Here is an 11,356-nt window from a genome sequence, read left to right on the forward strand (position 1 = left end):
CCTTTGTCACTTTTTATAGTACAGCCCGATTTTGACTCCGTCGATTTTCAATTCAGTTGTCACTTTTTTGCAGTAGCCTGCTATTTCTGTTTTACAGTTACCTTCTAAGTCCGCGAAGCGGGCTAATATGGATAACCACGGGTAAAGCCCGTGGCAAAAGCAGAAAGGAATAGACCGTCTCCGTAGGAGGCGAACGGGATTGGTTTTCGCTATTTGCCTCCTACGGAGACATTGTCTTTCAGTCAGTTCCTGCCACGGGTTTTTACCCGTGGTTATCTATGTTCAGTCCCTTCGGGACATAATGCGTTCTTTGATATAATCGGAGGAAAAAGGTAACAGGTAATAGGAATGAAAAAAGTGTCACATTTGACTACGCTTCGCTCCGTCGATTTTCAATTGTCACTTTTTTGCAGCAGCCTGCTATTCCTGCTTTTACAGTCACGCTTCTAAGTCCGCGAAGCGGGCTAATACGGATAACCACGGGTAAAGCCCGTGGCAAAAGCAGGTAGGAATAGACCGTCTCCGTAGGAGGCGAATGGGACTGTTTTTCGCTATTTGCCTCCTACGGAGACATGTTTTTTGGCCTGTCCTGCCACGGGTTTTACCCGTGGTTATCTATGTTCAGTCCCTTCGGGACATAATGCGTTCTTTGATATAATCGGAGGAAAAAAGGTAACAGGGAAAAGGAATGAAAAAAGTGTCACTATTGTCACTTTTTTGCAGTAGCCTGCTATTCCTGTTTTTACTGTCAGACTTCTAAGTCCGCGAAGTGGGCTAATACGGATAACCACGGGTAAAGCCCGTGGCAAAAGTAGATAGGAATAGACCGTCTCCGTAGGAGGCGAATGGGATTGATTTTCGCTATTTGCCTCCTACGGAGACATATAACCAACTGTGAATCAAATAATATTGTTATACTCTGTGCGACTTTGTGGTTAAAAGTCAAGATGACTTCATGAAATTTAAACAGGCTCTAAACATTTTTCGCCTTCTCTTTCTTCATCATAAAATTGAGCCACGTATACCCGATGATACCTGAGGTCAGAGAAGCCAGCAGGATCATCAATTTCGATTCGTTGATATGATGCGCGTCATCAAAGGCAAGCAGGGTAATAAAGATAGACATGGTAAAACCGATACCTCCCAGCATACCCGCACCCAACAGGCCTTTCCAGTGGATACCCCGTGGCAGGGCACATAGTCCTGACTTTACGGAGATAAAACTGAATAAAGTGATTCCGATAGGTTTGCCAACAATTAATCCCAGCAAAATACCCAGAGCAAAAGGTTCGCCTATCGACTGGTCCCAGTTTCCTTCTATTACCATCGCCGTATTGGCTAAGGCGAATACAGGCAATACAAAGAATGCTACAGGATAGTGCAGGTAATGTTGCCAGCGGTTCGACATACACTTCTCATCTTTTTTCCTGAACGGAATTGTGATAGCAAGCAATACACCTGCAATGGTGGCGTGTACCCCCGAGTTGAGCATAAAGTACCACATGATAATACCTCCGATGATATAGGGGATCATGTTATTCACATGGAATTTCTTATTCAGCAGGAGCAGCAGCACAAACATGCCTAAGGCAATGCCAAGGCTTATCCACGAAAGCGAAGTAGTATAAAATATAGCGATAACGATAATAGCCCCGAGGTCGTCTATGACGGCGAGGGCTGTCAGAAAAACTTTAAGCGAAGTAGGGACACGGTTGCCCAGCAGGGACAAAATACCCAGAGCGAAAGCTATATCCGTAGCCATAGGGATACCAAAACCCGATTGGGTAGGAGTACCATAGTTGAGTGCCAGATATATCCCCGCCGGGATCAGCATTCCTCCCAGCGCTCCGGATATGGGAAGCATAGCCCGTTTGACATTAGACAGTTCTCCCTCATATATTTCCTGAATAAGTTCAAGCCCTACCAACAGGAAAAATATCGCCATCAACCCGTCGTTTATCCATTCGGCAATGGTGTGGCTTCCGGCATGGAATTCCCAGATACCGCGGTACTGCTCTCCTATGAAACCCGAATTGGCCAAAAGGATTGATATAATTGTACAGATAATAAGCACAAGCCCACCCGACTTTTCGCTCTCCATAAAACCCTTTAATGTTCTTCCGCTTAAAATGTTGATTTTCATTGAATAAAAATTTCGTTGTTATATTCTATTTCTTCCAAAAATAAGGCATGTCCGGGTACCGATGTACCTGCCGCGCCCCTGTCTTTGGCTTCTATAATTGTTCTGAAATCATCCGGCGCGATTTTTCCTCTTCCGGCTTCGAGTAATGTACCTACTATCGAACGTACCATATTGCGCAAGAAGCGGTTTGCCTTTATTGTAAATATATAGTTATTCCCTTCTTTTACCCATTGGGCAAACATGATCGTACAGTTGTTCGTTTTCACATCTGTATGCAACTTGCTGAAACTTGTAAAATCTTCGTATTCGAATAATACATTCGCGCATTCGTTCATCCTGTCCATATCAGGTTCCCCATGTACTTTATATTTCAGCTGATGGAGGAAAGGGTCTTTTTCGGTCGTTATATAATACCTGTACAGACGGCTTATAGCATCGAACCGTGCGTGGGCATCCGTCTTTACCTCTACTATTTTATAAACGGTTATATCCTTTGGCAGGATACTGTTCAGTTTTTTTGTCAGTAATGGTAAATCGAGACTTCCGGCTTCACTGTCAAAGTGCGCTGTCATCATCCGCGCATGTACGCCCGCATCGGTACGTCCCGCGCCTACAATCGGCGTAGGGGTGCGCAAGAGGGTAGCAAGAGCCTTCTCTATAGTCTCCTGTACCGAGATTCCATTGGGCTGCACCTGCCAGCCGCAGTAGTTAGCGCCGTTGTATGCCAGATATATAAAGTAACGTTTCATAGACGCCCTATCCCCCAAAGGGGAATGTTTAGTAACTGTTTAAATTTTATACGAATATTTTATTATACCTTTTTCTTCGTTCATTTTTAGGCTGTTTTCGGCTGTTTTTTCCTTTCTTTCAACTCAATTGTTAAATCGGCGGAGCCAAATAGCCCGCTATTATCGTTTCGAGGAAGAAAAAAACATCGCTAAAACATCTCTAAAAATTTGAACGAATAAAATTTAAACAGTTACTTAATTAACAAAATCTATTTTTCTATCCACACACCTCCCCTTGGGGAGGACGGGAGGGGCTTTTATCTTACCGTTATATGAAAACAAGCCTGTTTCCGTTCATGTTTGATATAGCACCTGTCGCGTTGGCGCAGGTCGTGCAGTACTTGCCCCAGAACGGCTTTCAGCCTGCCATCGTCCAGTGTGCGTTCATCTGTCGGGTTCACTTTGTCGAAGCGAGTCCATGCTATATCTATGGTTGTCCCGTAGCGGTGGACTGAATTTTCACTTGCGTTCCGGTTTCTTTTCGAAAGCCCTTTTACATCATCATTTGTACGCGTGATACTGGTGATTATCGGTTTATAAACCGGCATTTTCTTACTTATCAGCGAATCTCTGAAGTTGATGCAGATATCTGACAGCAGGGTTGCGGCCTTAGGCACAAGAAACGGCATCGAGTGCGTCAGTTTATCCACACGGTAAATATCCAGTTCCAAAGGAATGCGTTCCAGCCTGTCCTCATATATGGCTGTATCACTCCTGCATTCAAGGGGACCAACTCCGTTTGCCTCGGCTGCTTCTATATGCAATTCGGGCAAATCGTTAAATGTTGTACTATATTTCCCGTTGAAGCGGGTATATTTTTTCGGCTCTGTGGGGTTGTTCTTTTCTTTACCTTTCGAACTACAGCTTATCAATGATAGAATACCTATTACAAGTACCCACGTATATTTCATACTATAATTTTGCTTTTATCTTTTCACTTTAATTGTTACCGGTTTGTCACAACAGTCATATCTGAGGTAGATTGTCGAGGGCGTGACTTTTGTGATTGTATAACATGTCCAGAAGCCCATTTCTCCGAAACAGGGATTATAGGGCGTATTAAACCTTATCTTCTTCTTTTTCCGGACATCATATATAATAACTCCCGAATCAATCTCTTTCATTCCTTCTTTATCTTCCCAGTCTGCCTCCTCATCCAGATAAAGAATGAGTCCGTTCTCAATATCATAAGTCCCGGAATGGGCACAGATAAGCTGTTTCCCGGTTTTCTTTTCAAATAATTCTATATATAAGGCGAAGTTTCCTCCTCCGCTATATTGTATGGCAAAGCTGTCTTCAAAATCGATACTTTCGTATATCAGCCAATATTTAGAAGGCTCTGTTCCGAACGAACAGGTAATAACGGAATCAATGCCATCGCCTACCAGCCTTGCATAATGCCCGTAATGAATCCGGTGATTTCCTGTATAACCATCCGGTGACGGGAAAAGAATCAACTGATAGTTGTTTTTCAACTGAAATGTATCGGCAAACAGTGTATCATATTCTGAAAAAGCTACATAATCAAGCGGTTCGTCCCATTTTACAGAATCGTATGGAACCATTACACTATCCGGCGTCATCACAAATGCCGGAATACTGTCCCCTTCATGTTCTATTTTCTCCTGACTTACAGGCTTTCCGGCATTCTGTTTGCAGGAAACAGTGAACAGACCCGAGGTAAGTACGCTTGACAAAATTATATGAATCAGGGGTTTTAGCATTTTAGCTATTTATTTTCGCGCACAAAGGTACTAAATTACATGCTTTTATGTGTAATTAATATCTATTTTTGCATTTTGATAACAATTGCGAGGTATGGAAAAAATAACGAGTCTGCAAAATCCGAGGATAAAGAATATCGTAAAACTTTCGAAAGGGAAGGAGCGCAGGATACAAAACCTGTTTATAATAGAAGGTGCCCGCGAACTCACTCTGGCGCTTGCCGCCGGATATGGGATCGATTCTGTCTTTGTTTGCCCCGAACTGTTTATCAAAACGGATTACCCGATGGTATTGAAATCTATTCCCGAAGACAGGCTGTTTGAAGTTTCAGAGGCTGTTTTTGAAAAAATGGCTTACCGTGAGGGTTCAGACGGATTATTAACTTTGGCAAAGCCGAAAAGCCATACATTAGCTGATCTGAAATTAACGGACAATCCATTCCTTATCGTATTAGAATCGGTAGAGAAACCCGGAAACCTTGGGGCGGTTCTCCGTACGATAGACGCAGCACATGCCGATGCCGTTATTGTATGCGACCCGGCAACGGATGTATACAACCCGAATGCCATACGTTCCAGTGTGGGCTGCATCTTTACAGTGCAAACGGCTGTTTGCTCGTCTCAGGAAGCTTTGGATTTCCTGCATAAGAAAGGGGTAAAATCTTTTGCTGCCGAACTGAACGCTTTGCAATGGTATCAGGATACCGATTTTACGCAACCTTCGGCTATTATTATGGGAACAGAGGCGGACGGGCTGACAGGCTTTTGGCTCGATAATGCCGATTACCGTATAAAAATCCCGATGCGCGGGAAAATAGATTCTCTGAATGTGTCAGTGTCTACTGCTATCCTTACTTTCGAGGCGATGAGGCAAAGGGGATTTTAACTGTTATCCGATGTAAGTACTTTTTTTAGTTGCCTCCACTTTTAAGGGATGAATATCTGGAAACAAATGACTTTAGTCAAACAAAACAAGTTAAAGCGACTATTCGGCTAAAGCCATATTATTTTTACAATCTTTATCCGGCTTAAAAAACCGCGGCAACATATTAAATAATCTTCCGACCACTTCTGCCCCCACGAGGGCTTAATGGATATACTACAAAAAGAACCTAAGCAAAACCTTATAAAACCAAAATTAATCTTGGGGTTGCCCTATATGTGACTGTTACCTTATGATAATAGATTTTATTTTTCAGATTCCAGAATAAAAGAGAACTACTGAATAAAACGTTTTTAGTTAACAGATTCATTAAGATATTCTGTTTCATAACTGTAAAAAATAATGTAGTTTTGTATCTGTCTAATTTTTCGAAAATAATTTATAACCAAAAATAGTTAACCCGTGAATACAGAAAATGAAGAAAAAGTAAGCGGATTACCCGAAAACGCTTTTCATGAACTCAAAGAGGGAGAAGAATACAAACCCATAATGGCGCCTAACAGGCAATATAGGGAAGTTACCCCGTGGTCGGTAATGTGGGGCTTGGTCATGGCTGTTATTTTCAGCGCGGCTGCGGCCTATCTGGGATTGAAGGTCGGACAGGTGTTCGAAGCCGCTATTCCTATTGCCATTATCGCCGTAGGACTATCCAGTGCGACCAAGCGGAAAAACGCGTTGGGAGAGAATGTTATCATACAGTCTATCGGCGCCAGTAGCGGTGTTATTGTAGCAGGAGCTATATTTACCCTTCCGGCGTTGTATATCCTGCAAGCTAAATACCCTGATATTTCAGTCGATTTCTTTCAGGTGTTCCTTAGCTCGCTGCTAGGAGGTATATTAGGAATACTGTTCCTCATCCCTTTCCGCAAATACTTTGTTTCCGATATGCACGGAAAATACCCTTTCCCTGAAGCTACTGCAACCACTCAGGTGCTTGTATCGGGCGAAAAGGGAGGAGACCAGGCAAAGCCGCTTATTATGGCAGGTCTTATCGGCGGACTTTACGATTTTGTAATTGCTACATTCGGCGCATGGAGCGAAAATTTCACATCGCGAGTTATACCATTTGGAGAAACGCTGGCAAATAAGTTTAAAGTATTATTCAGTGTGAATGTAGGAGCAGCAGTACTTGGCTTGGGTTATATTATCGGGCTCAGGTATGCAGCTATTATCTGCGCCGGTTCGGCTTTGGTTTGGTTTGTCATTGTGCCTCTGCTACCTCTGTTGGGCGACACCACACTACAATCTCTGAATCCTGCCCCTTATTTGCCCGACGGCGCCCTTATAGGAGGAGTCGCCAATGCCAGCCCTGAGGTTATCTTCTCATCTATGGCACGCCATATAGGCATCGGAGGTATCGCTATGGCCGGTATAATCGGTATTGTGAAATCATGGCCAATTATCAAGAGCGCGGTAGGGCTTGCATCCAAGGAATTTAAAGGAGGAAGTAAGGACGCCGTACAAATAGATAAGCGTACACAGCGCGACCTGCCGATGAAGATTATATCTATCGGAGTCATCCTTGCCTTGCTCGCTACATTTATCTTCTTCTATCTGGGAGTTATGCACAACCTGTTTTATGCAGTTGTGGCAATCCTTGTTGTAGCTATTATAGCCTTCCTCTTTACCACCGTGGCTGCCAATGCTATCGCCATTGTGGGTACAAATCCGGTTTCGGGTATGACACTGATGACACTTATCCTTGCCTCGGTTATCATGGTAGCTGTAGGATTGAAAGGCACATCGGGAATGGTGGCCGCGCTGATTATGGGAGGTGTGGTATGTACAGCCCTGTCTATGGCGGGAGGATTTATTACCGACCTCAAAATCGGTTACTGGCTGGGGACTACTCCGGCAAAACAGCAATCATGGAAATTCCTCGGCACGCTGGTTTCGGCAGCCACTGTCGGCGGGGTAATGATCATATTGAACGATACTTACGGCTTTACAGGAGATGGGGCATTGGTTGCGCCTCAGGCTAACGCGATGGCTGCCGTTATCGACCCGCTGATGTCGGGTACGGGAGCGCCGTGGGTATTGTATGGGATAGGAGCATTGATAGCCTTGCTGCTTACATTCTGTAAAGTGCCGGCTCTTGCTTTTGCTTTGGGTATGTTTATTCCATTGCAGCTGAATGTACCTCTTTTGATTGGTGGTGCCGTTAACTGGTATGTAGGAAGCCGCAGTAAAGATAAAGCCTTGAATACCGCCCGTTTAGACAAGGGTACTTTACTCGCATCCGGATTTATTGCCGGTGGTGCGCTGATGGGTGTCGTAAGTGCAACCTTACGCTTTGCAGGAGTTAACCTCGAAGCCGAAGAGTGGCTGAGAACAGACTGGTCGCAATGGCTGGCATTGGTGATGTATGCTGTTATTATTCTTTATCTGGCTTATTCTTCGCTAAATGCTAAGAAAGATGGTTTGAAGTAAACAAAAGGTAATAATTATGTGGATACATTTTTCAAAAAGTAGTTTCGGAATTTATGGAGGAGGATTGAAAGAGCCTTTTCGATATTTTGGTAGGATAATTTCCGACAAATTTAAGAAGGAGAATATTGAACTTCCTTTTGAAGAAATAGAAATACAACTCGCACTTTTTTCGCCCAAAGCAAAAAAAGATGAAACTTATACTGAATGGTATAAAAAGTTGCCTTATTATTACAGAGGCAAGAAAATGACGCGAGTAATTCTTCCCGTGGAAAAACAAAAAGATAATTTAGAGGATGTTTTTCTCTTTATCAATAAAGCATTTGAGATTATTACCTCAAAGAAAAAGAAAGATGATAACTATAGTTCGGACAAACTCAAATCAACATTACTTCAATTAGAAGAAGAATTGAAAATTGTTGATTTATGGGAACTGGATAGCAGATACGAAAATTTATTACGACAAGAAATAATAGAAAAAAATCGGCAAGAGAGAATAATTCGAGAGCAAACCGATAGCGAAAAAAAGAGATTGATATACGACTTACGTCTCTATAATGCAATTCCCAACACAGAAGAACGTTATTTCTTTCCTTATAACAGTCAAATTTGCGAAATAGTATATGATGAACTTCGCAAAAAGAAATTTCGACTTCCAGATTACACACATATATTGATTAATGTATCAGACACTTTCGAAAATGCATTGCACAACGCCACAAGAATCTATAATTGGCAGGGGTTTGGGGTTGCGGTTTATAAAGATTATAAAGACTTCCCTAAAAAGACTGAAACTGAGAAACGACGAATAGTTTTCGACTTGATAAAACAAGGATTGAACGATATTGCGGAAGTTGATAAACTAGACAAAAAAACGCTCAATAAAGTTTTAGAAGAGGTTGAAAAGCTTACTTTTGCCTAAACTTGATTTCACTATCTATGGTTGGCACACTCGTAAATACTGCAGCTGTTATAGCAGGAGGCGCTGTGGGTTTATTGATCCATTCGCGCCTGTCTGCCAGGATGACCAATATCGTTTTTCAGGGTATCGGTCTGGTTACTTTAGCTATTGGTATATCAATGTCGCTGCATATACAGAGTATGATTCTGGTTGTTGTCAGTATTGTACTGGGAGCCATTACCGGGCAGGCTATCGATATTGACAAATATCTGCGTCGCTTTTCAGACTCCCTCCAGAAGAAGGGTAGACGGAAAGTGAAACCGGGAGATGAAGAATCTGCCGCCTCAAACCGTTTTTCAGAAGGATTTATTACAGCGTCCATGCTTTTTTGCATAGGTTCTATGGCTATTCTGGGCGCTATTGAGGACGGCATGGGTAAGACTCCGAATTTGCTCTACACCAAGTCCATTATGGATGGCATTTCGGCTATTGCACTGGCATCCTCATTCGGGGTGTGTATCCTCCTTTCCTCTATTCCCGTATTGATTTATCAGGGAAGCCTGACGCTTTTCGCTGCTTTCATTATGCGTTACATGAGTGAAAGTATGACTGAAAATATGACGGGTGTAGGCGGTATTCTGTTGATAGGACTGGCAATCAATATTCTTAAGATAAAAGATATTAATGTGACCAATATGCTTCCGGCTCTGGTAATTGTTGTACTCCTCTCCTACTTCTTCTAGTCTGCTTCTGCCAGCCTGTTTAGTATTTCAATGGCCTTCTTTAATGTTTTCTTTTCTTTATCTGTCAGGTTTTTATCTATATTTTTTGTCAACCAGTTATCCCGTTCATATCGTGTTCTTTCCACAACTTTTTTACCAGTATTAGTAAGAGAAATATAGGTCTTGCGTTTATCTTCTTTCGATGGAATTCTTCGGATGTATTTTTGTTTTTCAAATTTATCTAATATTGACGACATCGACTGCGGTTTCACTTTCGTGAGCCCGGCTAATTCGGATGGGAGCAGATTCCCGTTTCGAAGCAAATAACTCAACGTCTCTATTTCTGTTATCGAATAGCTATCTGTTGAATAATCCTGCTTTCTTAACCGTTTATTCAATGTAGAAACTGCCGTTCGCAGCGAAGTAGATAAATTGGTTATATTCATAAGTAAGTTAAACTTATAAGTTTACTTTACAAAAGTATAATTTTTTATATTTAAATCAATGTGTAACAATATATAAAATAGTTAAACAATATCAGCCTCCTACTTGTTTTTATTAAAATATATTCAGATATTAGAGGTTATGACAAACAGTTACTTAACTAAATATAGATATTATGAAGTTTTTTATCGACACAGCTAATCTGGATCAGATCCGTGAAGCAAACGATTTAGGAGTATTGGACGGGGTAACTACAAATCCGTCGCTCATGGCAAAAGAGGGAATCAAAGGAGTAGAAAACCAACGGAAGCATTATCTGGCTATTTGCAATATCGTAGACGGGGACGTTAGTGCCGAGGTTATTGCTACCGACTATGAAGGGATGATCCGTGAAGGGGAAGAACTGGCTGCTTTACACAAAAACATTGTCGTAAAAGTTCCATGCATCGAAGACGGCATCAAAGCGATCAAATATTTCAGCAAAAAAGGGATCCGCACCAATTGTACGCTTATTTTCTCCGTAGGGCAGGCCTTACTGGCCGCAAAGGCAGGAGCTACTTACGTTTCCCCTTTCGTTGGCCGTCTCGACGATATTTCCAGTGACGGTATCGAGTTGGTCGGAAAAATAGTGGATATGTATGCCACTTACGACATGGCGACTCAGGTATTAGCCGCATCGATTCGCAGTACACAACATATTATCCAGTGTATCGAGGCAGGAGCAGATGTGGCGACCTGCCCTCTGCCTGCAATCAAGGGACTGTTGAAACATCCTCTGACCGATAGCGGGTTGGCAACTTTCCTTGCCGATTATAAAAAAGTGAACGGATAAATATATTCCTTACCGGGAAATGACTATGGGGCTGTGTCAAAAGTGTAGCTACACTTTTGACACAGCCCCTTTATTATTTTACACCTCTCTTAACAATATAAGAAACTGTTTAAATTTTATACGAATATTTTATTATACCTTTTCTTCGTTCATTTTTAGTCTGTTTTCGGCTGTTTTTTCCTTTCTCTCAACTCAAATAGCCCGCTATTATCGTTTCAAGAAAGAAAAAAACATCTCTAAAACATCTCTAAAAATTGGAACGAATAAAATTTAAACAGTTTCTTCTATGTTGTAATCCAAATATTCGGAGTATTATTTTTCGTTTTTATTTTTTTGCCATAAAAACAACTACATTTGTATCAGGAAGTTGAAGAGGAAACAGGCTCTGCTGGGGAGCAACTTGTCAGCAATACACTTCCTGCGTTACGCAGT

At 42.0% G+C, this 11,356-nt stretch carries 10 protein-coding genes; 5 read left to right on the forward strand and 5 right to left on the reverse strand.

The window, feature by feature from the left end:
• Nucleotides 1–973: 973 nt before the first annotated feature.
• The 4 genes from nhaA to D0T84_RS06605 all read right to left on the reverse strand — a co-directional run bounded on the left by nhaA (nucleotide 974) and on the right by D0T84_RS06605 (nucleotide 4,655).
• Nucleotides 974–2,143, reverse strand: a complete 1,170-nt coding sequence (gene nhaA, locus D0T84_RS06590) for a Na+/H+ antiporter NhaA (protein ID WP_163307089.1) — start codon at nucleotides 2,141–2,143, stop codon at nucleotides 974–976.
• Nucleotides 2,140–2,892: a tRNA pseudouridine(38-40) synthase TruA gene (gene truA, locus D0T84_RS06595; protein WP_163307090.1), complete on the reverse strand. Its 753-nt coding sequence runs from the start codon at nucleotides 2,890–2,892 to the stop codon at nucleotides 2,140–2,142. The genes nhaA and truA overlap by 4 nt, the downstream gene beginning before the upstream one ends.
• 296 nt (nucleotides 2,893–3,188) lie before the next feature.
• Entirely contained in the window at nucleotides 3,189–3,842 is a 654-nt protein-coding gene (locus D0T84_RS06600) for a DUF5715 family protein (RefSeq protein WP_163307091.1), read from the reverse strand.
• A 15-nt stretch (nucleotides 3,843–3,857) separates the two neighbouring features.
• Nucleotides 3,858–4,655 (reverse strand): hypothetical protein, encoded by a 798-nt coding sequence (locus D0T84_RS06605; protein ID WP_163307092.1) that lies wholly within the window; start codon nucleotides 4,653–4,655, stop codon nucleotides 3,858–3,860.
• A gap of 94 nt (nucleotides 4,656–4,749) precedes the next feature.
• Between D0T84_RS06605 and D0T84_RS06610 the strand changes: the two genes are divergently transcribed.
• From D0T84_RS06610 to D0T84_RS06625, 4 genes are all read left to right on the forward strand, one after another.
• Nucleotides 4,750–5,541: an RNA methyltransferase gene (locus tag D0T84_RS06610; protein WP_163307093.1), complete on the forward strand. Its 792-nt coding sequence runs from the start codon at nucleotides 4,750–4,752 to the stop codon at nucleotides 5,539–5,541.
• A 459-nt stretch (nucleotides 5,542–6,000) separates the two neighbouring features.
• Nucleotides 6,001–8,028 (forward strand): OPT family oligopeptide transporter, encoded by a 2,028-nt coding sequence (locus tag D0T84_RS06615; RefSeq protein WP_163307094.1) that lies wholly within the window; start codon nucleotides 6,001–6,003, stop codon nucleotides 8,026–8,028.
• A 16-nt stretch (nucleotides 8,029–8,044) separates the two neighbouring features.
• Nucleotides 8,045–8,947, forward strand: coding sequence for a hypothetical protein (locus D0T84_RS06620; protein ID WP_163307095.1), 903 nt, complete (start codon nucleotides 8,045–8,047; stop codon nucleotides 8,945–8,947).
• A 17-nt stretch (nucleotides 8,948–8,964) separates the two neighbouring features.
• On the forward strand, nucleotides 8,965–9,669 hold the full coding sequence (locus D0T84_RS06625; protein ID WP_163307096.1) for a DUF554 domain-containing protein: 705 nt from the start codon (nucleotides 8,965–8,967) through the stop codon (nucleotides 9,667–9,669).
• Here D0T84_RS06625 and D0T84_RS06630 read toward each other — a convergent pair.
• Nucleotides 9,666–10,094, reverse strand: coding sequence for a MarR family winged helix-turn-helix transcriptional regulator (locus D0T84_RS06630; RefSeq protein ID WP_163307097.1), 429 nt, complete (start codon nucleotides 10,092–10,094; stop codon nucleotides 9,666–9,668). The two genes, D0T84_RS06625 and D0T84_RS06630, sit on opposite strands and share 4 nt — an antisense overlap.
• A gap of 173 nt (nucleotides 10,095–10,267) precedes the next feature.
• Between D0T84_RS06630 and fsa the strand changes: the two genes are divergently transcribed.
• Complete coding sequence (gene fsa, locus D0T84_RS06635; RefSeq protein WP_163307098.1) at nucleotides 10,268–10,924, forward strand: fructose-6-phosphate aldolase; 657 nt, start codon at nucleotides 10,268–10,270, stop codon at nucleotides 10,922–10,924.
• Nucleotides 10,925–11,356 lie beyond the last annotated feature (432 nt).

The organism is Dysgonomonas sp. 521, assembly GCF_010501055.1.
GTDB lineage: Bacteria > Bacteroidota > Bacteroidia > Bacteroidales > Dysgonomonadaceae > Dysgonomonas.

What these genes read in the sequence shown, in the direction of transcription:
- nhaA (WP_163307089.1), bottom strand. Translation starts at nt 2,143, where the DNA reads ATGAAAATCAACATTTTAAGCGGAAGAACATTAAAGGGTTTTATGGAG.
- truA (WP_163307090.1), bottom strand. Translation starts at nt 2,892, where the DNA reads ATGAAACGTTACTTTATATATCTGGCATACAACGGCGCTAACTACTGC.
- D0T84_RS06600 (WP_163307091.1), bottom strand. Translation starts at nt 3,842, where the DNA reads ATGAAATATACGTGGGTACTTGTAATAGGTATTCTATCATTGATAAGC.
- D0T84_RS06605 (WP_163307092.1), bottom strand. Translation starts at nt 4,655, where the DNA reads ATGCTAAAACCCCTGATTCATATAATTTTGTCAAGCGTACTTACCTCG.
- D0T84_RS06610 (WP_163307093.1), top strand. Translation starts at nt 4,750, where the DNA reads ATGGAAAAAATAACGAGTCTGCAAAATCCGAGGATAAAGAATATCGTA.
- D0T84_RS06620 (WP_163307095.1), top strand. Translation starts at nt 8,045, where the DNA reads ATGTGGATACATTTTTCAAAAAGTAGTTTCGGAATTTATGGAGGAGGA.
- D0T84_RS06625 (WP_163307096.1), top strand. Translation starts at nt 8,965, where the DNA reads ATGGTTGGCACACTCGTAAATACTGCAGCTGTTATAGCAGGAGGCGCT.
- D0T84_RS06630 (WP_163307097.1), bottom strand. Translation starts at nt 10,094, where the DNA reads ATGAATATAACCAATTTATCTACTTCGCTGCGAACGGCAGTTTCTACA.
- fsa (WP_163307098.1), top strand. Translation starts at nt 10,268, where the DNA reads ATGAAGTTTTTTATCGACACAGCTAATCTGGATCAGATCCGTGAAGCA.